Below are 24,497 nucleotides of genomic sequence, written 5' to 3'. Positions count from 1 at the left end.
TGTGGGAAGGTTGGTGAGGGGGTAATTAAGGGTCATTAGGGGTTATTAGGGGTTATTCGATAGACGCGGCAATAGTTGTAAAAGCAAGCAGTTGCGGCGAACGCCTTTTACCAACAAATTTTACCTTTGCCCGATAAAAACAAAAAAGAATCGCACATGGAAGTCCTGACCAAAGCTCCCGCCTCCAAAGAGGCTTCGGCGGCCAAGTTGGCCACCGATACATTCCCCATAAATGGCACCGACCACCTCGAATTATATGTCGGCAACGCAAAGCAGAGCGCCATGTACTATCAGGCCGCGCTTGGCTTTGAACTTGTCGCTTATTGCGGCCCAGAGACGGGAGTACGCGACCGCGTGAGTTATGTGTTGCAGCAAAACAAAATTCGCATCGTGCTTACTGCTTCTTTGCAGCCCGACACCGAAATCGCTCGCCATGTGGCACTCCACGGCGATGGCGTGAAAGTGCTGGCACTTTGGGTGGACGATGCCGAAAGTGCCTACTATACCGCCTTGAAGCGCGGTGCCGAGTCGGCTTTTCCGCCCAAAACCTTGCACGACGAGCATGGCGAGGTCGTGTTGGCTGCCATCAAGACCTACGGCGACACCATTCATACCTTGGTGGAGCGCAGCCGTTACAAAGGCGTGTTCATGCCCGGTTATGAATCGCGCAAAAGCGCCTACCCCGCTAAGTCAGTCGGCCTCAAATATGTGGACCATTGTGTGGGCAACGTCGAGCTCGGCGGTATGAACAAGTGGGTGAAATTCTATCAAGACGTGATGGGCTTCAAGCTCCTCATCACCTTCGACGACAAGGACATCTCCACGGAATACACGGCCCTTATGTCGAAAGTGGTGAGCAATGGCAACGGCTACATCAAATTCCCCATCAACGAGCCAGCCAAGGGGTTGAAAAAGAGTCAGATAGAGGAGTATCTTGATTTTTACAAAGGGGCGGGCGTACAACACATTGCGGTCGCAACCGACAATATCTTGGAGACGGTGGGGCAGTTGCGTGCCAACGGCGTGGACTTTCTCTATGTGCCCGAAAACTACTACGAGGACGTGCTCGAGCGAGTAGGGCACATTGATGAAAACATCGAAGACCTCAAGCGCCTCAATATCCTCGTTGACCGCGACGAGGACGGCTATCTGCTCCAGATTTTCACCAAGCCCATCCAAGACCGCCCGACGGTGTTCTTCGAGATTATCCAGCGCAAAGGGGCCAAATCTTTTGGCAAGGGAAATTTCAAAGCCCTGTTCGAGGCCATTGAACGCGAGCAGGCGCTGCGAGGCACCTTATAGTGCGACAAGGCAGGCAATTGTGCAATCCATAGCCTGTTCGTGCCTATTTGTCTAATGTTAAAATTTCTGGCAAGAAAGCCCTTATTTTTGCCGTTTGAACTGGCTGCCGCAACCACACAGGCAGCCAGTTGTTTTTTTCAAAAAAATTTCAACATCAAAATTTTTCTTTCAACATGACAATCAAACACTGTGTAGCAGTTATCATGTTTGCCTTTTTGGCAACCGTGCTCAATGCGCAAAGTAATAAGGCACCAGAGAACTGGTTCACACTCGACCCTACCACCGACAAAGTGAACGGAACGGGTAGCGACCAAGCCTTGAAAACCCTGAAAGCCAAGGGCAAAAAAGGTCAAACCATCATCGTCGCTGTTCTCGACTCCGGCGTAGACCCGAATCACGAAGACCTCAAAGACATTATGTGGGTCAACCCCGGCGAGATTCCCGGTAACGGTATTGACGACGATGGCAACGGCTATGTGGACGACATTCACGGCTGGAACTTCCTCGGCGGAAAAGATGGCCGCAGCGTGCACCACGAGACCCTCGAACTTACCCGCGAGTATGTCCGCCTAAGCAAACGCTTCAAAGGCACCGACCCCAAAAAACTGTACGGACCAGCCAAAGAAGAATACAAATACTACGAGCAAATCAAAACCGCATTTGAGGAACAACGCGCCGAGGCAGAGGACGGCAAGGCCCGCATAGAAGGCCAGTTGCAAAAAGTGGAGGAGGCCTTCATCACCGTGGAAAAAGCCATCGGCAAGAAAAACTTTACCGCAGAAGACCTCTCCAAGGTGAACGCAGGCGAAAACGCCGAGCTAAAGCAAGCCATCGGGCTGGTGCAAGCAGTGATGGGGCAGGGCATCGCTTCGCGTGAAGATTTGGAAGAGCAGAAAAAAGAGGCCACCAAGTATTTCACCAACCAGCTCGAATACAACCTCAACCCAGACTATAACCCGCGCGACATCGTGGGCGACGACCCCAACGACCTCAGCAATCGCTACTACGGCAACAACGACTACGAAGGCCCCGATGCCTTCCACGGCACCCACGTCGCCGGCATCATCGCCGCCATCCGCAACAACGGCAAAGGCATCAACGGCATCGCCGACAACGTGCGTATCATGACCGTGCGCTGCGTGCCCGACGGCGACGAGCGCGACAAAGACATCGCCAATGCTATCTACTATGCGGTGGACAACGGTGCCAGCATCATCAATATGTCGTTTGGCAAAGGCTACAGCCCCCAGAAAGCTTATGTGGATGCTGCCATGCGCTATGCCGCCGAACACGATGTGTTGCTCGTGCACGCTGCCGGCAACGATGCGGAAGACAACGACACCGACCCCAATTTCCCCAACGACAACTACCTCACCCCAGTGAAGAAGGGTTTGTTCAAAAAAGACAAGACGGTGCCCACTTGGATGGAAATCGGCGCGCTCAGCTGGAAAACAGGCGACCGCCGCATCGCCAGCTTCTCCAACTACGGCAAAAAGAACGTTGACCTTTTCTCTCCCGGTCATCAGCTATACTCCACCGTGCCCGGCAACGAGTACAAAAATGCCAGCGGCACCTCCATGGCTGCCCCTGCGGCGGCGGGTGTGGCCGCGATACTCCGCTCGTACTACCCCGAGCTTTCGGCCACCCAAGTGAAAGACATCCTCATCAAGTCTGTCGCCAAGCAGGACGGAGAGGTCTATAAGCCCGGCACGTCGGAGAAGGTGCCGTTTTCGGCGCTCTGTGTGAGCGGCGGCATCGTCAGCGCCACCAATGCTGTGACGTTGGCGGAGCAAACCAAGGGCAAAAAAGTGAAAAAAGCGATTTGGCGCGAGGCTGGCATGGGCAAAGCGCCCAAGAATGCCAAAGCGAAAAGCGCGACACCATAACGTTCTGGCGCTACGCCAAACCTTATCGGCTGCAAAGGAGCCACCCGCATCAAGAATTGGGATGCCGGGCGGCTCCTCTGTTTTGGCGCAGGCGCTTGCGCAATAGCAAGGGCGTATTGTCGCGCAAGCGCAACACCACGTCGTGGGTTTCAAAAAGGGGCTTGGCCTCCTCTTCCGATATGGCAAAGTAGAAATCGCAATCCTTCGAGGGCGGTTGCAACCCATGCCACGGCACCAATTTCACATACCTTTTGAGGCCTCTCGAATCGTGTTCAAGATAAAAGATGAATGAGTTCAGCATGACGTGGTGCGCGTCCAACGAGTACGGTTCGGAGCGCATCTCGCCTTCGTGGTTTTTTTTCAAATAATCAAAAACGCGGTAGGTGCCTTCGTCGAACCACCAATCCGTAGTCTTTTTCAAATTGACGCAGCGAATCATGTTGACAGCGGTGAGCAACAGCAGCGGTGCCAGCATAGCCCACACCCACTGACCGCGACGCGCCCAAAGCCAAGCAGCTGCCACACCGAGCAACAGGGCAAGTAAAGGCCAGTAGAACAACGCCAATCTTGACTGAAGATAAGGCGTGGCGGTCAGATTGGCCTCCAACACATTGGTGAGCGCTGACCCCGGCCACAGTGCGGCGACGAATAGATGAGGAGCGGCGTGGAAGCGGCGCCCATGTTGGTTCCAGCGCCACAACGACACCAACGAGCAACCCACCGCAAAAAGCAACAACGCCCACGTCAGCGTCGGCACGGTATCTTTTCCAAGATATGCATTGCCGTGAGTGGCAGACTGGACGGACAATCGAAGCGAGCCAAAGAAAGACCCGATTCTTTCCCAATGCCTTATCTCGGAGTCGTTGCTCAGGCGATGCAAAGGCAGCGCCCAAAGCGCGACAAAAACACCGAGCAGCCCCAGTGCGGTACCGCTCTTTTCCCTCCAAAGCGGCCAAGTGGGGTTCGACTGCCACGCGCTCAGCAGCAGCAATGTGACAAAAGGTGCGAAAAATAGCAATACGGTAAAATTGGCATAGACTGCCAGCCCCGCGAAAGCCATCGCGCCAGTCAAGTGTCGGCGCTGATTGGCCTCCACAAAACGCCAAGCCTGCCACACCGCCATCAGCAGCAAGCCTGCCGCCAACCCATAGCCCCGCGCCAAAGAGAAAAACTCCAGCAAGTAGGGATTGCCCAACAGCATTATCAAAGCAAACAATCTGACCCAAGCATAGCTCGATATTTTCTGCGACAGCATGACGGCGGCTCCCGCATACAAGCACCCACCGAGCAACGCGGGCATCCGCACCACGACAGGGTGCCAACCCAAAAGCCCTGTGAGGGCTTTGATGGACAAGGTATTCAGGATATGATTGTTCGGATTGGCCTCTTTTTCATAGAACAAGGTGTCGAAAGCAAGACGCGGGACGTGGTTGATGGCAGTAGCGCTTTCATCCACCGTGATTGGCAACAGCCAAGCCCGGAGCAACACATAAACACCTGAGGCAACCAGCAGTGCCCCGATGATGACGACCTCTGTTTTGCGATTCACGAGGCAAAGGTGAAAATTCCTTTCTTGATGAAAAAACTATTCTTTTCGTTCGTCCAATATCGCACAGGTTTGTCCGAAATCGAACACGAAAAATTTTTCAAATATCTTCTAAATAATTGAAAAACAGCAAGTAGTGTTTCAGGCACAATTGATGTCCCGTGGAGGTTGGGGTTTCAACTGAACACTCGAGCTATGTTACAAAACTATCTTCGGCTGGCGTTTCGCCACCTCCGCAAGAACAAAACTTTCAGCGCCATCAACTTGGTTGGGCTGGCTTTGGGGCTGGCAGCTGCGATGGCGGTGTTGCTCTATGTTCAGGACGAGGTTTCTTATGAAAAATTCCATCTGAACGCAGCCCGCGTCGCGCGGGTGGAGTCGAGCATCCACTACAATGGCCAAACGCAAAAACTGGCTACTGTGCCCAACATACTTGCGCCATTTTTGCAGGAGCGGCTGCCCGAAGTGGAGGCTGCCACGCGGGTTTTTGCCAACAACTTCACCGGGGTTGCCAACGTGAAGGCCGACAACAAAAACCACGCGGAGGGTCGCTTCTATTGGGCGGATTCGAACGTGTTTGGAGTTTTTACGTTCAAGATGTTGGAAGGCTCTTCGGAACATGCTCTCGAGCGGCCCAACACGGTCGTCGTGAGCGCTTCCACGGCGCGTCGCTATTTCGGCGATAGCAACCCGGTAGGCAAGACCATCCGCGTGGACAACTACATTGACCTCGAAATCAGCGGGGTGTTCGCTGATTTTCCAGCCAATACCCATTCGCCATTTGATATCGTGGGGGCTTTTCATAGTGTCAATTTTGGAAAAACCGAGCATCAGAGCTGGGGCAATGCGAGTTTTTATACCTATCTGCTGCTTCGCTCCGCGACTGATTTTTCCGCATTGGAGAAGAAAATCGAGGCATTGGTGCTAAAAGATGCTCCTGCCGAACGCCTTCCCTTCCAATACTCCCTCAAGCCGCTGCTCGACGTGCACCTGCACTCTGCCAACCTATCCACTTTCGACAAACAACCGTACGGCGACATTCGGCAAGTCCACATCTTGGTGGGCTTGGCCGTGCTACTGTTGCTCATCGCCTGCATCAACTACATGAATCTCGCCACTGCCCAATCGCAGCGCAGGGCGCGAGAGGTGAGTTTGAGCAAAACCTTGGGCGCTCATTCGGGGCATCTGGCCGCAAGGTTCTACACCGAGACGGCGCTGACAACACTTCTGGGCATCGGGGGCAGCATTTTCCTGTTGCGATTGGGATTGCCGTTTTTCAATGAATTGGCCGACAAAAACCTCAGCGCGACCTTTTTGACCCAAGCATGGTTTTGGGCAGGCATCGTCGCGATATGGTTTGTGGTGACGCTGGTGGCAGGCGTTTATCCTGCCGTGTTTCTATCTTCATTTTCACCCTCGAAAGTGTTGCGTCAGTCGTTGGGAACAGGAGCGGGTAGTGCGGGATGGTTTCGGAAAGGATTGGTCGTGTTGCAGTTTTGTATTTCTACCGCGCTCATTGTCAGCACCTTGATTTTTTACAAACAACTTGAGTTTATTCGAGATAAAAAACTCGGCTACGCTCCGACGCAAGTCGTGGCGCTCAATGTGTACAGCGCCGAAAGTCGCCAGCAAATGGATGCGCTTGAGCATGAAATCAGGGCGCTGGCTTCGGTGAAAGGCACCGCATACACGCAGACGTTCCCCGGTCGCAGCGGCAGCGGTCGCACCCTGTCCCACCTCAACGAAACCGAAGGCCCCAACCTGACTACTTGCCGTGCACGCCCCGACATCTTCGCCGTGCTCGATATTCCCCTCATTGCAGGCCAGCCCATGAGGGTGCCACAGCAAGGCGATACCATCACCGAAATCGTCATCAATCGGACGGCAGCCGCTCAACTTGGCTGGACACCCGAACAATGCCTCGGACGCAAGGTGGAAGCCAGCCTGCCCAATGCAATCATCGTAGGAGTGACGGAAGATTTTCACCATGGCAGTATGCGCGAGAAAATCGGCAGCTACGCTTTCCACAATGCCCGCACGGAAGGCCTCGACTTCTTGCTGGTGAAGCTGCAAACCGAACAACTGACCACCGTGATGCGCGATATGGAAGCTGCCTTCAGACGCACCATGCCCAACTCTGCGTTCGACTTTGTTTTCTTGGACGAGCATCTGGATGCGCTCTATCGCGGCGAGCAACGCATGGCAAAAGTGGCGCTCGTATTTGCCCTGTTGGCCGTACTTATCGCCTGTTTGGGATTGTTTGCCTTGGCGGCCTTTGCCGCCGAGCGCCGCACCAAGGAAATCGGCATAAGAAAAGTGCTGGGCGCATCCGTGGCGGGCATCACGGGTTTGTTGGCCAAAGATTTTCTGAAACTCGTTGTTGCCTCGTTTCTGCTTGCCTTCCCGACCGCCTATTTTTTCATGGACAAATGGCTGCAACATTTTGCCTATCGCATTGATATCCAATGGTGGGTGTTTGTGGCAGCAGGCATCATGGCGCTCGCCGTCGCGTTCTTGACCGTGAGTTTTCAGAGCGTGCGGGCGGCGTTGGCGAATCCGGCGCAGTCGTTGAAAAGCGAGTAATTTCCGGACGAAATACATCGGCATTCAATAATCCATGCAAATGAGGGGTTGAAATTTCTTGGCGTTTGATATTTACCCCCTATTCGGGCGGTGATTTCAATTTCAAATCACCGCCTGAATAGCACACGTTTTCGGGACTTTACTTCAATCACTCAGTATCATAAACCAACCACGCTATGCTGCCCAGCTATCTAAAATTTGCCCTGCGCGCGCTCCGAAAAAACCGGCTCTATTCTTTTCTCAATATCGCGGGGTTGGCAGTTGGGCTGGCTGCGGGCATCTTGGTCATGCTATGGGTAGCGGACGAATTCTGTTACGACAAATTCCACGCGAATCTGCCCAACGTCCATCTCATCCTGCAAAACCAGACACAGGGCGGTGTCACATACACTTTCGAGGCATTGCCCGGGCCCCTGGCCGATGCGCTTCGCACCGAAATCCCCGAAATCAAACGTGCCGTGCGGTTTAGCTGGCCACGCCAGCATTTGTTCAATTACGGCGAAAACGGGTTCTACGAACGCGGTTATTATGCCGAGCCGGATTTCTTCGAAGTCCTGACTTTTCCTGCCCTGAAAGGCGACCCCGCGGCAGCCTTGAAAGACGCAGGCGCAGTCGTCATCAGCGAGCGTACGGCAAAAAAACTATTCGGAGAAGAAGAGCCTATTGGTAAAATAGTGCGCCACAACAACGTGCGCGACCTTCGCGTGGCCGCTGTCATTGGCGACGTGCCAAACAGCAGTAGCCTTCAGTTCGATGTGGTGCTGCCCTTCCGCATATTTGAAAAGGAAAACGCGAGCTGGATGAGCAGCTGGGACAACAACAGTTTGCCGACTTGGGTGGAGCTCAACCCCGGCACCGACGTGGCGGCGCTGAATGTCAAACTGGAAAATTTCGTACAAGGCAAAATGCCCGATGCTGTTGCCCATATTTTTGCTTACCCGCTCTCCAAATGGCGTTTGTGGGGCAAATTTGTGGAAGGCAAGCAAAGCGGTGGGCGCATAGACACAATGGTAATGCTCGGCATCATCGGCGCGTTTGTACTGCTTATAGCCTGTGTCAATTTCATGAACCTTGCCACCGCCCGCTCTGAACGTCGAGCGCGCGAGGTGGGGGTGCGCAAAGTAATGGGGGCACAACGCACGCTCATCATCGGCCAATTTTTGAGCGAGGCACTCGTGATGACTTTTTTCGCCCTTGCATTAGGCGTGTTGTTGGTGATGCTGGCGCTTCCTGCCTTCAACCATTTTTTTGAAAAAAGCCTTGTCTTTGATTTTACCAACTGGCAACTTTGGTCGGCAATACTTGCGTTGGGCCTAGTGGCAGGGGTGATAGCAGGTAGTTATCCGGCGATTTATTTGAGCAGATTTCAGCCGGTCAAAGTGCTCAAAGGCCCCATTACCACATTACTGTGGACTGGGGCACGCGGCAACGGGTTGTTGCGAAAAGGCTTGGTGGCATTTCAATTTGTCATTTCCATTTTTTTGATTATCAGCACTATCGTGGTGTTTAGGCAAATAGAACACGCGCAAAATCGTCCGCTCGGCTACGAAGCGGAAAACCTCATCACCATTCCCGCAAGAGGTGACATGGGCAAAAAATTCGAGGTACTGAAAAACGACCTGACTCAGATACCCGGCGTGAAAAGTGTGTCGGCAGGCTCGAACGATATGATTCTGTTCGGGAGCAACACCTCGGGCATCGGATGGCCGGGCAAAACCGACGACCAGGATTTTCTTGTCTCCATCACATGGGTGGCGCACGACTGGACAAAAACCAACGGCCTCAAGCTAGTGGAAGGGCGCGACTTCAGCCCCGAGTTTGGTGCTGACACATTAGCCTGTCTGCTCAACGAAACCGCCGTGCGACGTATGGGCCTTTCGTCACCGGTCGTGGGTAGCACCATTTTCTTCGATACCACTATGACCGTTGTGGGTGTGGTAGAGGACTTTGTGTACAACGACCCCTTCTCCTCCCCCATGCCTATGGCGATATTTCTCGGCAAAGAGGGGTTAGACTTCTTTTTCGTGCGCGTCCAGAACAATGAAAACTGGCGTGCCATCCTCACTCAAATTGAGCAGGCCGTGAAAAAACACAACCCCGCGTATCCATTTGAGTTTCGCTTTGCAAAAGAGGAATACCAAAAAAGCTTCGACGAGATTCGCTCTGTGGGGCAGTTGGGCAACGTATTTGGTGGCTTGGCCATATTCATCAGCTGCCTCGGCCTGTTTGGGCTATCGGCCTTCGTTGCAGAGCGGCGCACCAAGGAAATCGGCATCCGCAAAGTGTTGGGTGCCACCGTAGCCAGCGTATGGCTTCTCCTCTCCAAAGATTTCCTCAAACCCGTGCTACTTGCTTTTGCGATGGCTTCGCCATTGGCTTTCTGGGCCATGCAAAAACTCCTGCTACGATTCGAGTATCGCATAGAGTTGGCGTGGTGGATGTTTGCCTTGGCAGGCATTTTGGCACTGTTGGTGGCCCTTTTCACGGTGAGCTATCAAGGCGTGCGAACCGCTTTGGTCAACCCAGCGCAGTCGCTCAAGAGTGAGTAAAGGCTGATGTCCTGCATTTTGCCAATAAAAAAATACGCCTCCCCCCTGCCCGCTGATTCACCTTGCAAGTGTATGATTCGCTTGCGATTGCAAAAATTGTTGCCGAGCAACCCTCATCCTGCCTAATCTTTTCCGGTTCGGCTTACAGTCAAATCCACACGAAGTTTCCAAAAAGACCTACCTTCGCACTAAGCAAGGCCCTGTGAGGTTGCTGTGATGGTAGCCGTCTTGCCCAAAAACAGCATTCAAACATTCAACATAAAACAAATCATGGTTGGGAATCTGACGCAAAAAGGCGCCAAGCTCAAACGCATCTATATCGAACCCAAACTCCCCGATGGCCTCGCCCCACTCGCCGAACTTTCGCAAAACCTGTGGTGGTCGTGGAATCACGATGCGATAGACTTGTTCAAAAGCATTGACCCGCAAAAATTCGAAGCCCTCAACTTCAACCCCGTCGCTTTGTTGGAAGAATTGGGCAGCGTGAAAGCGCAAGAGTTGCTGGCAAACAAAGACTTCACCACGCGCATGAAGCGGGTGCATACCGATTTTCGCAACTACATGAACGCCCCCGCCAAGTCGGAGCCGCTCATCGCCTATTTCTGCATGGAATATGGCTTGCACCAAAGCCTGAGGCTCTATTCGGGCGGCCTTGGTGTGCTTGCGGGCGACTATCTCAAAGAGGTGAGCGACCGCAACTTCAATCTGGTAGGGATAGGTCTGCTCTACCGCTACGGCTATTTTCAGCAAGGCATCTCGCTGCACGGCGAGCAAATTCACCACTTCGAGCCTGCCAAATTCACCCTGTTGCCGCTCCAGCCCGTGCGCGACACCCGCGGCGAATGGCTCAAAATCAACGTCAACCTCACCGGGCGCACCGTGTGGGCCAAGGTGTGGCAACTGCCCGTCGGCCGCATGAATCTATACCTGCTCGACACGGACATTGACGACAACGCTTGGGAAGACCGCGCCATCACGCACCAACTCTATGGCGGCGACAACGAGACCCGCCTCCGCCAAGAACTCCTGCTCGGTGTGGGCGGCTGGCGAGCGCTCCACGCCATGGGCCTCAAACCCGACCTCTACCACCTCAACGAAGGCCACGCGGCCTTTCTGGGCTTGGAGCGCCTCAGCAACTACATGAAATCCAAGGGCTTGAGCTACGAAGAGGCGCTGGAAATCGTGCGGGCGACCCAACTTTTCACCACTCACACGCCCGTGCCAGCAGGTCACGATACCTTCCCGGAAAGCCTGCTGCGGGACTACATCTTCGAATACACCTATTCGCTCGACATCCCGTGGAGCGAGCTCGTCGGGTTGGGTCGCGTGAAAGCTGACGACGCGGCAGAGCTCTTCAATGTGAGCCACCTTGCCATCCGCACCTCGCAAGAAATAAACGGCGTGAGTCGCTTGCATGGGGAAGTGAGTCAAAAAATGTTTGTGGACCTCAATCCCGACTACAACTACGCCGAAAGCAACATCGGCTACGTCACCAACAGCGTGCATTTCCCCACGTGGGTGGCTCACGAATGGCTCGAACTGTATCAATCGGCGCTCCACAAAAACATCCTGACAGAGCAAGGCGACAAAAAGTCGTGGTCAAAAATTCACGGTGTCGCTGACTCGAAGCTCATGGATATCCGCCGCCTGCTGAAAAAACGCTTGCTCGATTGGGTGCGCCACAGCTTGCAGGACGACTTGGCGCGACGCGGCGAAAGCCCCAGCAGCATCTTTGAAGTCATCAAGACCCTGCGCGAGGATGCGTTGGTCATTGGCTTTGCCCGTCGTTTTGCCACTTACAAACGCGCTACCTTGTTGTTTACCAATGAAAAACGACTCGCGGAAATCGTGAACAACCCCGACCGCCCCGTCATTTTTTTGTTTGCTGGCAAAGCACACCCCGCCGACAAAGCAGGTCAGGAATTTATTCGCCTCGTCTATAACACCACGAAAAACCCGCTCTTTCGAGGCAAGGTTATTTTTCTTGAAAACTACAGCATGGAGATGGCAAAGCTACTCGTGCAGGGCGTGGACATCTGGCTCAACAACCCAACACGCCCGAAAGAAGCCAGCGGCACTTCGGGCATGAAAGCAGTGATGAACGGCGTGATGAACTTCTCCGTGCTCGATGGTTGGTGGTGCGAGGGCTACAAGCCCGGCGCAGGCTGGGCCTTGCCCGAAAAAGAAACATTTGAAAATGCCGCGCTGCAAAACGAGCTCGATGCCGAGACCATTTACAACATACTCGAAAACGACATCCTGCCCACTTACTACGAACAGGATGAAAATGGCATCTCCGAACGATGGACAAGCCACATCAAAAAAACCATCGCCGAAATCGCACCCGATTTCGTGATGGGCCGAATGCTCGATGATTATCAGGCCCGTTTCTACTCCAAACTGTGGGAACACAGCCGCAAACTCAAAAAAAGCGACTACCGCGCCGTGAAAGACTTGGTGGAATGGAAAGCCCGCATCCGACGGGCCTGGGAAGCCATCGAGCTGGTCAAAATGGACGTGCCAGACACCTACAATCGCTCACTGCCCCTCGGCGAGCACTTCAAGGCATCCGTCACGCTCAATGTGCAAGACCTCAAAGCAGCCGACTTGGGCATGGAGGTCGTGTTTTATCGGCGACTTTCCGAGACGGAGCTCGAACTCATCGCCACCTACCCGTTTGAACTCAAACAACAAACCTCCAACCAAGCCACCTATACCTGCGACGTAGTGCCCGACACGGCAGGCGTGTTCGAGTTTGGCTTCCGGCTTTTCCCGAACCACCCATTGCTCGCCCATCGTCAGGATTTTGGCTTGGTGCGCTGGTTGTAAGCAATCCTGCCACACACATCAGCCCTCATTCACCCCAAAGCCAGCCACGGTATCCAACATCTGCCTTATGTCTCGTGCAAATAAATACGTCTGTATTCACGGCCATTTCTACCAGCCCCCACGCGAAAACGCATGGCTCGAAACGGTGGAGCAGCAAGAATCGGCGCATCCTTTCCACGACTGGAACGACCGCATCAATTTTGAGTGCTACGCGCCCAATGCCGCGGCCCGCATCCTCGACGAACAAGGCTGGATTGTGAAAATCAGGAACAACTACAATCGCATTTCCTGGAATTTTGGCCCCACGCTGCTCTCATGGCTCGAAACCAACGACCCCGAAGCGTATCGCCTGCTGCAAATCGCCGACCAGCGCAGCGCCTCGCGCTTTGGCGGCCACGGCTCCGCGTTGGCGCAAGTGCACAGCCACCTCATCATGCCGCTGTGCAACTATCGCGACAAAGTGACGCAAGTATGGTGGGGCATCCGCGATTTCGAGCACCGGTTCGGGCGCTACCCGGAGGGCATCTGGCTCGCCGAGACGGCGGTGGACACCGAAACCCTAGAAGTGCTCGCATCGCACGGCATACAGTTCACCATACTTGCCCCGCGTCAGGCGAAAGCTGTTCGGGAAATAGCCGGGGGGGACGCTGCCACTGAATGGCGAAACGTCAATGCAGAAACGATTGACACGCGCCACCCATACTGGTGCCAATTGCCCAGCGGACGACGCATCGCTTTGTATTTTTATCACGGAGGCGTGGCGCAAGAAGTGGCATTCAACGGATTGCTGGGCAGCGGGAAAAATTTTGCGAACCGCCTGACCAACCTCTTCGACGATGATGGCGAACCACAATTGGCCCACATCGCCACCGACGGCGAAACCTATGGCCACCACCACCGCCACGGCGAAATGGCTTTGGCCGACTGCCTGAACTACATCGAGGACAACAGTCTGGCCAAACTGACCAACTATGCCCAATTTCTGGAGCTCTTCCCACCCACATGGGAAGTGCAAATCCACGAAAACTCCTCTTGGAGCTGCGTGCATGGCGTGGAACGCTGGCGGAGCGATTGTGGCTGCAACACAGGCGGGAACCCCGGTTGGCATCAACGTTGGCGCAAGCCCCTGCGCGACACCCTCAACTGGCTGCGCGACCAGCTAGCCCCTCTCTACGAACGCGAAGCCAGCCGTTTCTTGCGCGACCCCTGGGCAGCCCGCAACGACTACATAGATGTCATGCTCGAACGAAGCGACGAGCGAATAGCTGCTTTTTTCAACAAACACGCCCGGCGGACGCTCAGCCCATTGGAGGAGGTGGCGGTGCTTCGCCTCCTCGAGCTGCAACGCCACGCGGTGTTGATGTACACCAGCTGCGGGTGGTTTTTCGACGAAATTTCGGGCATCGAAACCAACCAGATTTTGCAATATGCCCTCCGTGCAATGGACTACGCCAAAGACGTGTCGAGCGTGGAGTTGCACGGCGAATTCACCCGCCGCCTCGCGGAAGCGCCGAGCAACGTGCTGACCAACGGCTCGGTTAGTTTCGTTCAAAACGTGGTGCCCACACGGGTCACGCTGGAACGGGTGGCCATGCACTTTGCGGTAGCCTCCTTGTTCGAAGCCGACCCGCACGGGCTTGACCTGTTCAACTACACCGCCACCGTTGATTTTTTTGAAAAAATAGAAGCAGGCACCCCGCAGTTTGCCGCCGGACGGCTCAACATTCGCTCGCGGCTGAGCCATGCCGAAAAATCAGCGTGTTACGCGGTAGTGTATTTGGGGCAGCAGCACATCATCGGCAACTTGTCGAGCACGATGAATCGAGCCACCTTCGACGCCATGTGGGAGCGCGCGAGCAAAGCCTTTCGCGCCGCGCAATTGGGAGAAGTCATCGGCATCTTGCAGGAGTATTTCGGCCCGGTAAAATTCACCCTGTCCAGCCTGTTTGCCGACGAAAAAATCAAAATTATCCGCGACATCACCGATGCCAGCCTCGCGGTGGCAGAGTCCTCGTTCCGCGATGTTTTCAACGACAGCTATCAACTGATGGCTGGCCTCGAAGAAAACGGGCTGCCAGTGCCCGACGCTTGGCGCAATATCGCCGCTTATGTGCTCAACAGTGATTTGCTGCACTTTTTCCAAAATGGCGATATCAAAGACACCCGCACCCTGCGGCGCACCGCCGAGGATTTGAAACGCTGGAACATCAAACTGACCGACGAGGAAGCCGTGCGCCATGCGGTCAGCGAGCGCATCTATCGGGAGATAATAAAAATCGAGATGGACGAATCCTCGGCCCAGCGCGTCGAGTGGTTGGCCGATGTGCTCCATATCGTGCATGAGATGAACCTGAAACCCTTTGTTTGGAGAAGCCAAAATGTCTTCTATCTGCTCACCAAGGGCTTCCGCAAAGGCACATGGGTGTTTGTCAACGACGCATGGAAAAGCGCCTTCGGGCGAATGGCGGAGTTGTTGATGGTTAGGCTGTAGCAGCGGTGCCCGTGAAGCGGCTTTTTATCCCTTGATTCGTCAGGATTTGTCCGGTTGTCTTGAAAAGGGTTGGGCACAATTTGAAAAATCATGGTCGAAAAAGCATACGAAATCATTTTTCAGGCTTTCGCCGACAAGTTTGACAAGGCGGGCGAGCCATATATTTTCCATCTGCAAAGGGTGGCCGCGCCTTTTCGGGAGGACGAAATGCTTTTCACAATTGCGCTTTTGCATGATTTGTTGGAAGACTGTCCCGAATGGAATTTGGAGCGGTTGAGGGCGCATTTTGCCGCTCGTGTTTGCCTCGCTGTCCAAGCAATGACAAAGGTCGAGGGCGAAGGCTATGAAACATACTTGCACCGATTGATGCAAAACGAGGATGCCCGAAAGGTTAAATTGTCGGACCTGCGAGACAATATGAACCTGACCCGCTTGAAACGACCACTTACCGAAAAGGATTTGGAAAGGGTGGCGAAGTACCACGAGGCATATCTATTGCTTTCTTTTTCCCCAAAAACATGAGTCGTCACCGAACAGTCGGGATGACTCATGTTTTTTCTGTGGTGGAAGTGGTTAGGCGTGGTGCGGCTTTAATGCCCACAATTTCCGGGCGACATAGATAGCGGCTAGCACGAGGGTGTAGGAAAGGGTGGCTGTCATGGTTGATGTAGTCAGGTTTGTGTGTAGTACGTTCTCGGAACGCATAGACCCTCCGGGGCGCTGCCCGCGTTGCCTGTTTTTATGAAAAAAACAGAGAAAGGCAACGAAAATGGCGTTGCAAAAATTTAAAAGCCAATGGGTTAAATCAAAAATGCCAAAACGGGCAAAACGGGTTCGTCGTGCCTTACTTTGTTTTGCCGGGCGGGGCATAGCCTGCTGAGGCATCGTCGAGCACCAGTACCCAGTCTTGTTCGGGGCCTGTTTTGGGTGGCGTGAATCCCATCTCGGCTTTTTTCGGAAGTTCCCCGATTTTTTTGGCTTTGCCTGTGCGGGGGTCGTACCACCAAGCAGCCAAAGTGCTGGCTTTGAGCGGCTGGGTGTTCACGACGATTGTTTTGCCGACAGGCAGATATATCATGGCATAGCGGCCATCGGCGGCGCGGCAGGCAACGATGTGCTCGCCTTTTTCGCCCTGCCCGGCAGCAACGAGCGATGCGTCAGGCACGCGCTGGAGCATGGGCCGCGACTCTATCAGCTGCCGCAGATGGCCGACCTGTTCTGCGCCGGGGCGCTCCATGGCTTTTGTCCAGTGGCGGTCGGCGTGGTTGACGGCCTCGTGGCGTGGCGAGTAGAATTGCCACACGGCATGGTGGCCGTATGTTACCCCGCAGCCGCCGGCAAATACTGACCGATATGCCTGCTTGCGCACATCGTAGTCGCGGTAATAGCCGTTGGCTGGGTCCCATTTGGGCCAAGGATTCACAGGGTGGTCTTCGTAGTTGGGTTCGGCATCGAGGGTGGGTTTGGTGGGTTGCAGCTGGTAGTCGCGGGCAATCCATTCCCACACCGGCACATCGTGGCCGCTGCCATGGCCCGACTGCATGGTGTTCATTTTCAGCCAGTTTTCTTGGTGGATGAACTGTGAGGTCGAAAACTCGCCGCCCGATGTGTGATAGGTGATGAAAGCCAAGGGGTTGTTTTCCAAGATGCCACGTGCCATGGAGCGCCACACGGGGCGGTAGTCGGTGCTGAACTTGATGCCCTCTCTTTCCCCGTTGTGCACCGCAGGGCGGTCGCCCCCCAACATCCACAACACATTGGGCCGCTGACCGTAGCGGAGGCCTATCCAAAGCCCGTAGCGGTAGGCGCGGTCGCCTTCGTTGACATCGAATATCTGCGGCCCGACACCCCACAGTTGGGTCACTTTGTCGCCCCAAGTAGGCAACAGCGCCACATAGAGGCCGCGTTGGGCGGCCATGTCAATCATGCTATCCACAGTGCGCCAATATGCTTCGTTGGGTTGGTCTGAATCCATGCCCACGAAGGGTGTGTGACCATAGGCGTTGGGGGCACGCAGCCCGTCGAACTCGGCGAGCGCCACGGCTTGTATGACGTTGAAGCCCAGCTTTGCGCGGTTGTCGAAGTATTTGGCGGCATCTTCGAGCGTGAGCCGGTGAAAGAGTTCCCAGCCTGTGTCGGCCAGCCAGAAGAAGGGGGTGCCGTCTTTGTGCTGCAAGTGGTGGCCGTCGGGGGAGGGTTTGAGATAGCCGCGTTGCCAAGGTTGGCCATTGGCTTGGGCGAGGAGGAGCAGTAGGGCAAAAAGCGCGAGGGCGGGTTTCATTTTTTTCATGTCAGAGCTCGGATGAAGTCAGGTTTTGGTTCATTTGCCAAATGGCCGACAGGCTCAATGAGAACTGTTTTTTGACAGGATTATCAGGATTTTTTTTGTTTTTTCAAAACCCTGTCAATCCTGTCAAAAAAAGACTGTCTGTCCAAGAGGAACATTTTTAGTCAAACACGCTCACCACGATTCCCTGCGAGGATTTGATGTTGCGGACATTCAGTTGCCTATTGTTAAAAACAACGGGGATGGTGCTGGGTGTCGCGGTAGGGAAATACATATCCACGCCATTGAGGAAGGGGAATGTGCCGAATAGCCCGACGGGTGTCAGTTCGGTTTGGTTGTCGCCGTCGTCATAGAGGAAATAGGCGATGGCCGTTTTGTCGGGCGAGGCATATTGCGGGGTGGACAACACCGAGCCTGACACCACCAGTTCGTCGCGCCCGTGTATAATGGCTTGGCTGGCGGAGAACACGTTCATCACCGTTTGCCCCTCGCTGCTTGGCAGCGACGCCAACAGCACACCAGCCAAAGAAGTGGGCGGCGGAATGGTGCGCAGATAGACTAGCGTGTTGAGGTGCACGAATCCTTCGCGGAAATAGTGAATCCTGCGTTGACCGGGCGCTGGTGGCGTGGTGACGAACTCGTAGGTCGTGTTGGGCTCCACGTTGGTCGGCCCCCAGAAGCCGAGCGAGTCGCTGAGCCATGTTTCCCACGGGTCGGCGGTGAGGCGTTCGCCTGTGGCGGGATTGACTTTGTAAATTTCCACCTTGGCATTCAAGAGCGGGGTGTTTTCTCCAAAATAGAGGACTTTGCCGCCGATGCAGACGACTGGTTCTGGCACGATGTCCAATGTGGCGGGCGGCTGGGTGTGAAAAAATTGCCAAACGGCCGCGAACGATTCTTTGCTGGTGGCCACCTCGTAGTGGTCTTTGTTGGTCAGTTGCACGTTGGTGGCTCCGGCGATGTCGCCGCCTTGCACCACCGCGTCGGCGCTCGACCAGAGGTTGAGCGTCGGCACGGAACCGCCCGGCCCTGCGGGGCCGCTTTGCACGGCGGAGCCAATGTGCGCATAGCCATCCACTTTGGCTGCGCGGGCAGCATCTGAAAGGTAGGTGTAGCTGATGCCTCCGCCGGCGGAGTGCCCCATGAGGCGCACTTTGGGCGCGTTGGTTTTTGCTCGAATTTTGTCAATGAAAGCGTCTAATTGTTGCACGGTGCCAGCGGCGCCGAATTGGTTCAAGCTGTTCCAATCGAATGCGTACAACTGGTCGGGCTTGTAGCCATTGGAAGTGAACAACTGGTGGAACTTTGCCCAAGTGTCTCCGGAAGCCAGAAAGCCGTGCACCATCACGACGGGGTATTTGCAGGTGTCGCATTGCACGCCGGGGGCCGTCGTCGAAGGGGTGTCGTCTATGGGTTGGATGGGCAGGGGGTCTGCTTGTTTGCAAGCAAGTGCGCCGAAGAGCAAGAGAGGGAGTAGCCGCATGGTCAATTCGTTATGATTTGAAATGTATGCGGCAAAAATAAACACATTGGCGGGAGGTGCATACTTTTTCAAGTACGGTACCTTTTACCACTCGCGCTCCAACAAATCCGCCAATGTGTCGAGCAGCACGGTTTTCCGCGCCTCGGGCACGTTCACGTCATCAAGATATTCAAAGGCTTTTTCTTGGTATTGTTTTTTTGCGGCCTTGATAAGGGCAGGGATGTTGTTGCGGTCGAAAATGTCACGCACGGCTGCCACTTTTTGGGTGGGGCTTTCAGCGCCTGCTTGCATCCATTGCAAGAGTTCGCGGCGGTCTGGTTCGGAGGCCACTTCGAGGGTTTTTAGCACCAAAAGTGTTTTTTTATTTTGCAAAATATCACCGCCCACTTGTTTGCCAAATTTAGCGGGGTCGCCATAAGTGTCGAGCAGGTCGTCCTGAATTTGAAAAGCGATGCCAGCCAGGCGCCCTACTTGGTAGAGTTTTTCGGGGGCGGGTCTTTCCGCGCGAGCGCACACGGCGCCAGCCATGAGTGCATAGCCGAGCAGCACAGCGGTTTTTAATTCTATCATGCGGATATATTCTTCCACGCTTACCTGTTCGCGTGTCTCGAAGTTCATGTCCATCTGCTGACCCTCGCACACTTCGGTGGCCATCACGCTGAATTCATGGATGAGTGTTGTCGCGACGGCGCTATCGGTCGCTCCCAAAAAACGATAAGCCTGAATGAGCATCACATCGCCGCTGAGGATGCCCGTGTTGGCGTTCCATCGGGTGTGAACGGTGGGTTTTCCGCGGCGCAGCGGGGCCGCGTCCATGATGTCGTCGTGCATCAGCGTGAAATTGTGGAACAGTTCCACGGCCCATGCTGCCGGAAGCGCCTGCTCCAAGTCGTCGCGGAAAAGGTTGTATCCCATGAGCAGCATGGCTGGGCGCAGCCGTTTGCCACCCAAGGAGAGCATATATTCGCAAGGTTCGTACAGTTCCTTGGGGGTGGGGGGAAAGGGATTTCGGGTGGCAAAATCGTTGAGGGCAGAGAGGAGTGTTGGCAATTTGTGCATATTCTGGCGATGGGTTGCCCATCCTTATGTTTTGAGAAGGGGGGCGTTGGCTCTATTTTATAATGGACTGGATGCAAGGGGCAAAAATTATTTGGATGTTTGCGTGGCATTATTCGCAAGGCTCATTGCCAGCTATTTATCGTTTTGTAAGAGGTGTCATCTTTTGAGGAACGAAAAAGGTGGCACCTTGGCCTGTTTTTGAGGGGTCACCCCTCCATTCTTCCGGGATGACACCTCAGAACCCGACAAAGCAAGAATCGCTGGCTCATTGCAAAAACACCTAAAGTCGCAAAAGTATGCAGAATTCCTCCACCCGCACCGCTGGCTATTTGTACCAAATCAGCATTATTGGTTTGCTGTTTTTCATTTTTGGGTTTGTCACATGGTTGAATGGCACCCTGATACCTTTTCTCAAACTTGCTTGTGAGCTGGATACTTTACAGGCGCTGTTTGTCACCTTTGCTTTTTACATCAGCTACTTTTTTCTGGCCATTCCTTCCTCTCAGATTTTGAAGCGGACGGGTTTTAAGAACGGCATGGCCTTGGGGCTGCTGGTGATGGCTTTGGGCTGCCTCATATTTATTCCGGCGGCGAATATGCGGGCGTTTCCTTTGTTTTTGACGGGGCTTTTTGTGCAAGGCATGGGCTTGTCGCTGCTTCAAACGGCCTCTAACCCCTACATCAGCATCATCGGCCCTATCGAGAGCGCGGCCCAGCGCATCAGCATCATGGGAATATGCAACAAAGTGGCGGGCATTCTCAGCCCGCTGATTTTGAGCAGCATTGTTTTGAAAAATGCCAGTGTCATCGAGGCGCAAATCAACGAGGCGACGGACGGTGTGGCGCGTGCTGGCTTGCTCAACGAACTGGCGGGCAGGGTGGTGATGCCTTATATCGTGATGGCCATAGTGCTGGGGTTGCTGGCAGCGATGATTCGCCGTTCGGCATTGCCAGAGATAGATACCGCTGCTGGCACCTCAAGCGAAGGTGCCGTTTCCAACCTTGCGGCTAGCCGCACCAGTGTGTGGCAATTCCCGCACCTGATGCTTGGGGCGTTGGCGATTTTCCTCTATGTGGGCGCCGAGGTGATGGCTGGCGATGTGATTGGGGTGTATGGCAAATCGTTGGGGTTCAGTCTCGACCAGACGAAGTATTTCACCTCGTTCACGCTTGGGGCCATGCTTGTGGGCTATGTTCTGAGTATTATTCTGATACCCAAATATGTCTCGCAACAAAATTTTCTCAAATACTCGGCTATGCTCGGCGTGGTGTTCACGGTGCTTACATATCTGACCACTGGCCCCACCGCAGTGACCTGCATCGCGCTGCTTGGGCTTGCCAATGCTGTCATGTGGCCGGCAATATGGCCGCTGGCTATCAATGGCTTGGGTAGATTCACCCAAATTGGGTCTGCCTTGTTGGTGATGGGCATTGCGGGCGGGGCACTCATCCCCCAGCTCTACGGGGTGCTCGAAAAGTCGGTGGGATACCAGTCTGCTTTCCTGTTTTCCATGCTGCCTTGCTACCTTTACATCTTGTATTACGCCATTTGGGGTTATAAGCCCAGATGAGGAGCAGCCCCAAGTCATTAAGTTGTTTTAAAAAAAGGTAAAAGAACTGTAAAAACTTTGCGTGCCACCCCCGACCCCACCCGGTGGGGTCGGGGGTGGCACGCAAAGTTTTTACAAAAAAAGAATTGAGAGCCAGCCAGCGGTTGGCGTTATACTTATGCGCAGGATTCTCGAAACGGAACAAAAAGCATTGGAAATCAACCTCGACGAGCGCATCTACGGCGCGTTCGCCGAAATAGGGGCGGGGCAAGAGGTGGCCCGACATTTTTTTCAGGTGGGGGCGGCGGCAGGTACCATTGCCAAAAGCATGAGTGCCTACGACAAAACGGTGAGCGACGAGATATATGGCACGGAAGCTAAAGGCAAAGGCCGTTACGTCTGCGAATCGCGCCTCTATCGGATGCTCGACCACGAGTACAAACTCATGGAGGGCCGGCTGCGCGTAGAGCGCCCGCAGCAAAATTTCTTTGCTTTCGCCGACACGGTGGCAGCCATCAACTACCAAAAAACCATCAAAGGCGATGGCTGGCTGGGCCTGCGTTTTCAACTCGACCCCAACTCGAAGCCTAACGACCTCATCCTCCACGTTCGCCTGCTCGACAACGACAATCGCCTCCAACAGCAAGCCATTGGCATACTTGGCGTCAATTTGATTTACGGCTGCTTCCGCTATCACGACGACCCTGAGACCTTGCTCCAATCACTCATGGACAATCTGCACGGGCGGGTAAAGCTGGATATGGTGCGCATCACGGGGCCTGACTTCGCCCATTTGGACAATCGCCTTGTGTGCCTTTGGGCAGTCAAAAACAGTCTCACGGATGTCGCCATTTTCGGCCCCGATGGCAATAGCTTGCACGCGGGCGAATTCCTGTACCGAACCTCCATTCTTATCGCGCGGGGCAGTTATCGCCCGCCCACCTTGGTGCAGCAGGACATGATTCGCCGGGCCTACGAGCAGTTTCGCGCCGAACCCGACGTGGATGCCGAGAAAACTTTTTTTCTCGCCGAAATCACTCTCGACAACCTGCGCTCCGACGGCGAACTCAACGAGCGAGACTTTCTCGACCGCGCCGACATTCTTTGCGCGCTGGGGCAAACGGTCATCATCTCGAACTGTCTCCAGCACAAAAAACTAATCGCCTACTTCGCCGATTACAAGATTCCCCGCATCGGCCTCGCAATGGGCGCCCGCAAACTCGAAATCATCCTCCGCGAAACTGCCGAAGCGAACCCCGACAACCTGCTCGGTGCATTCGGCGAGCTCTTTCCTCGCAACGTGCGATTTTACATCCACCCCGCCCTTCAAACCCCGTCCGCTGCGCTTGGCCGGAAAAGCCCTCAAACCACCCAAACCCTTCCCATTCCCCCCTCCATCCGTTTTCTCTATGAGCATCTGCTTGAGCATCGAAACATTGTGGACATTCGGCGGTTCAATCCAGATATTCTGGGGATTTACCACAAGGAGGTGCTGAGGCAAATCCAAGATGGAGAGCCGGGCTGGGAGGAAAAAGTGCCAAGCGAGGTGGCACGTTTGGTGAAGGAAAAGCGTTTGTTTGGCTTTGGTGCATCAATCCCTCAATGAACTCAGGACGCGCCACCGCATTTTGTATGAAAAAACAACTGCTGAAATGACACTCGAAGAAAAAATCAACAAAGACCTCGTCGTGGCCATGAAAGCCAAAGACGAGGTGACGCTACGCGCCATCCGCGCCATCAAAAGTGCTATCATGCTCGCCAAAACAGACGGTAGTGGTCAGGCCATTGACGAGGCCCGCGAGCTACAGATGCTCCAAAAATTGGTGAAAACTCGCCAAGAATCGTTTGATATTTACACTAAAAACGACCGACCGGAGTTAGCCGAAAAGGAGCGCGAGGAAATCGAGGTCATCAAACGATACCTCCCCACCATGCTCGAAGGGGCTGAATTGGAAGCTATCCTGAAAAAAATCGTCGCCGACACTGGCGCGACCTCCGCCAAGGACATGGGCAAGGTGATGGGCGCTGCAAACAAACAATTGGCCGGGAAAGCAGATGGAAGGGCTATTTCGGAGATTGTGAAAAAACTGCTTGCTCAATGAGTGTTGATTCAAAGATTTGTTGAGGTAAAAATCTCGCGCCAAATCAACCAATCCGCAAACCACCCAATCAACAAAGTCACATGATTTTAAGAGCCGAAAATATTATCAAAACCTACGGCAAGCGCACGGTCGTCAAGGGTGTTTCATTCGATGTGAAACAGGGGGAAATCGTTGGGCTGCTTGGCCCGAACGGGGCGGGCAAGACCACTTCGTTCTACATGGTGGTGGGGTTTATTCGCCCGACTGATGGCCATGTGTTTCTCGACACCGAGGAAATCACCGACTTGCCGATGTACAAACGCGCCCAAAAGGGTATCGGGTACTTGCCGCAAGAGCCGAGTGTTTTTCGCAAACTATCGGTGGAAGACAACATCAAGGCGGTGCTGGAAATGACCAAACTGAGCAAGTCCGAACAGCACGAAAAACTTGAATTGCTGTTGGAAGAGTTCAACCTCAACCGCGTGCGGACGGGGCTCGGCGACACGCTCTCCGGCGGCGAGCGCCGACGCACCGAAATCGCCCGCGCTCTCGCTTCCGACCCTAAATTCATCTTGCTCGACGAGCCGTTTGCGGGCATTGACCCTATCGCGGTGGAGGACATACAGTACATCGTGGCGAAGCTGAAAACCAAAAACATAGGTATCCTCATCACGGACCACAACGTGCAGGAAACCCTCAGCATCACCGACCGTGCTTACCTCATGTTCGAGGGGAGCATACTCAAGCAAGGCACCGCCGAAGAATTGGCCGCCGACGAGATGGTGCGCAAGGTGTACCTCGGCAAGCACTTCGAGCTGAAGCGCAAAGTGATTGAGTTTTGAGGGCTGGCC

At 54.3% G+C, this 24,497-nt stretch carries 15 protein-coding genes; 11 read left to right on the top strand and 4 right to left on the bottom strand.

Going from position 1 to position 24,497, the window contains the following annotated elements:
* Positions 1 to 156 precede the first annotated feature (156 nt).
* Together hppD and KIS77_22230 are read left to right on the top strand one after the other, a co-directional pair.
* The gene (gene hppD / locus KIS77_22235; GenBank protein MCW5925052.1) at positions 157 to 1,302 is read left to right on the top strand and encodes a 4-hydroxyphenylpyruvate dioxygenase; all 1,146 of its coding nucleotides are present in this window, start codon (positions 157 to 159) and stop codon (positions 1,300 to 1,302) included.
* Between the two features lie 173 nt (positions 1,303 to 1,475).
* On the top strand, positions 1,476 to 3,188 hold the full coding sequence (locus KIS77_22230; GenBank protein MCW5925051.1) for a S8 family serine peptidase: 1,713 nt from the start codon (positions 1,476 to 1,478) through the stop codon (positions 3,186 to 3,188).
* Between the two features lie 49 nt (positions 3,189 to 3,237).
* On the opposite strand, the gene KIS77_22225 is transcribed toward KIS77_22230, so the two are convergent.
* On the bottom strand, positions 3,238 to 4,737 hold the full coding sequence (locus KIS77_22225) for a hypothetical protein (protein MCW5925050.1): 1,500 nt from the start codon (positions 4,735 to 4,737) through the stop codon (positions 3,238 to 3,240).
* A 192-nt stretch (positions 4,738 to 4,929) separates the two neighbouring features.
* Between KIS77_22225 and KIS77_22220 the strand changes: the two genes are divergently transcribed.
* The 5 genes from KIS77_22220 to KIS77_22200 all read left to right on the top strand — a co-directional run bounded on the left by KIS77_22220 (position 4,930) and on the right by KIS77_22200 (position 15,708).
* Positions 4,930 to 7,317 (top strand): ABC transporter permease, encoded by a 2,388-nt coding sequence (locus KIS77_22220; GenBank protein MCW5925049.1) that lies wholly within the window; start codon positions 4,930 to 4,932, stop codon positions 7,315 to 7,317.
* Positions 7,318 to 7,493: 176 nt separating this feature from the next.
* Complete coding sequence (locus KIS77_22215) at positions 7,494 to 9,866, top strand: ABC transporter permease (protein MCW5925048.1); 2,373 nt, start codon at positions 7,494 to 7,496, stop codon at positions 9,864 to 9,866.
* Between the two features lie 270 nt (positions 9,867 to 10,136).
* A complete protein-coding gene (gene glgP / locus KIS77_22210) occupies positions 10,137 to 12,695 on the top strand; it encodes an alpha-glucan family phosphorylase (protein MCW5925047.1) in 2,559 nt (852 codons plus the stop codon).
* Between the two features lie 67 nt (positions 12,696 to 12,762).
* Positions 12,763 to 15,186 (top strand): DUF3536 domain-containing protein, encoded by a 2,424-nt coding sequence (locus KIS77_22205; protein MCW5925046.1) that lies wholly within the window; start codon positions 12,763 to 12,765, stop codon positions 15,184 to 15,186.
* Between the two features lie 90 nt (positions 15,187 to 15,276).
* On the top strand, positions 15,277 to 15,708 hold the full coding sequence (locus KIS77_22200; protein ID MCW5925045.1) for a hypothetical protein: 432 nt from the start codon (positions 15,277 to 15,279) through the stop codon (positions 15,706 to 15,708).
* 322 nt (positions 15,709 to 16,030) lie between these two features.
* On the opposite strand, the gene KIS77_22195 is transcribed toward KIS77_22200, so the two are convergent.
* The 3 genes from KIS77_22195 to KIS77_22185 form a co-directional block, all read right to left on the bottom strand.
* Positions 16,031 to 17,467: a glycoside hydrolase family 140 protein gene (locus KIS77_22195; GenBank protein MCW5925044.1), complete on the bottom strand. Its 1,437-nt coding sequence runs from the start codon at positions 17,465 to 17,467 to the stop codon at positions 16,031 to 16,033.
* A 166-nt stretch (positions 17,468 to 17,633) separates the two neighbouring features.
* Complete coding sequence (locus KIS77_22190) at positions 17,634 to 18,956, bottom strand: alpha/beta fold hydrolase (protein MCW5925043.1); 1,323 nt, start codon at positions 18,954 to 18,956, stop codon at positions 17,634 to 17,636.
* Between the two features lie 84 nt (positions 18,957 to 19,040).
* Positions 19,041 to 20,015, bottom strand: coding sequence for a polyprenyl synthetase family protein (locus KIS77_22185; GenBank protein ID MCW5925042.1), 975 nt, complete (start codon positions 20,013 to 20,015; stop codon positions 19,041 to 19,043).
* Positions 20,016 to 20,311: 296 nt separating this feature from the next.
* Here KIS77_22185 and KIS77_22180 point away from each other — a divergent pair, with 296 nt between their 5' ends.
* From KIS77_22180 to lptB, 4 genes are all read left to right on the top strand, one after another.
* Complete coding sequence (locus KIS77_22180; protein MCW5925041.1) at positions 20,312 to 21,586, top strand: sugar MFS transporter; 1,275 nt, start codon at positions 20,312 to 20,314, stop codon at positions 21,584 to 21,586.
* A gap of 157 nt (positions 21,587 to 21,743) precedes the next feature.
* Positions 21,744 to 23,171 (top strand): TonB-dependent receptor, encoded by a 1,428-nt coding sequence (locus KIS77_22175; GenBank protein ID MCW5925040.1) that lies wholly within the window; start codon positions 21,744 to 21,746, stop codon positions 23,169 to 23,171.
* A 46-nt stretch (positions 23,172 to 23,217) separates the two neighbouring features.
* Complete coding sequence (locus KIS77_22170) at positions 23,218 to 23,667, top strand: GatB/YqeY domain-containing protein (GenBank protein MCW5925039.1); 450 nt, start codon at positions 23,218 to 23,220, stop codon at positions 23,665 to 23,667.
* Between the two features lie 80 nt (positions 23,668 to 23,747).
* Complete coding sequence (gene lptB, locus KIS77_22165; GenBank protein ID MCW5925038.1) at positions 23,748 to 24,488, top strand: LPS export ABC transporter ATP-binding protein; 741 nt, start codon at positions 23,748 to 23,750, stop codon at positions 24,486 to 24,488.
* The last annotated feature ends 9 nt before the right edge of the window (positions 24,489 to 24,497 follow it).

It is taken from the genome of Saprospiraceae bacterium (assembly GCA_026129545.1).
Lineage (GTDB): Bacteria > Bacteroidota > Bacteroidia > Chitinophagales > Saprospiraceae > M3007.
Note: the sequence above shows the minus strand (reverse complement) of the source record. Positions and strands in the feature narration are given on the sequence as shown.

Bases quoted from the DNA above. Each gene is read 5' to 3' on its own strand.
- KIS77_22220 (MCW5925049.1), top strand. From the start codon at position 4,930: ATGTTACAAAACTATCTTCGGCTGGCGTTTCGCCACCTCCGCAAGAAC.
- KIS77_22180 (MCW5925041.1), top strand. From the start codon at position 20,312: ATGCAGAATTCCTCCACCCGCACCGCTGGCTATTTGTACCAAATCAGC.
- KIS77_22170 (MCW5925039.1), top strand. From the start codon at position 23,218: ATGACACTCGAAGAAAAAATCAACAAAGACCTCGTCGTGGCCATGAAA.
- KIS77_22200 (MCW5925045.1), top strand. From the start codon at position 15,277: ATGGTCGAAAAAGCATACGAAATCATTTTTCAGGCTTTCGCCGACAAG.
- hppD (MCW5925052.1), top strand. From the start codon at position 157: ATGGAAGTCCTGACCAAAGCTCCCGCCTCCAAAGAGGCTTCGGCGGCC.
- glgP (MCW5925047.1), top strand. From the start codon at position 10,137: ATGGTTGGGAATCTGACGCAAAAAGGCGCCAAGCTCAAACGCATCTAT.
- KIS77_22195 (MCW5925044.1), bottom strand. From the start codon at position 17,467: ATGAAACCCGCCCTCGCGCTTTTTGCCCTACTGCTCCTCCTCGCCCAA.
- KIS77_22185 (MCW5925042.1), bottom strand. From the start codon at position 20,015: ATGCACAAATTGCCAACACTCCTCTCTGCCCTCAACGATTTTGCCACC.
- KIS77_22190 (MCW5925043.1), bottom strand. From the start codon at position 18,956: ATGCGGCTACTCCCTCTCTTGCTCTTCGGCGCACTTGCTTGCAAACAA.
- KIS77_22175 (MCW5925040.1), top strand. From the start codon at position 21,744: ATGCGCAGGATTCTCGAAACGGAACAAAAAGCATTGGAAATCAACCTC.
- lptB (MCW5925038.1), top strand. From the start codon at position 23,748: ATGATTTTAAGAGCCGAAAATATTATCAAAACCTACGGCAAGCGCACG.
- KIS77_22205 (MCW5925046.1), top strand. From the start codon at position 12,763: ATGTCTCGTGCAAATAAATACGTCTGTATTCACGGCCATTTCTACCAG.
- KIS77_22215 (MCW5925048.1), top strand. From the start codon at position 7,494: ATGCTGCCCAGCTATCTAAAATTTGCCCTGCGCGCGCTCCGAAAAAAC.
- KIS77_22230 (MCW5925051.1), top strand. From the start codon at position 1,476: ATGACAATCAAACACTGTGTAGCAGTTATCATGTTTGCCTTTTTGGCA.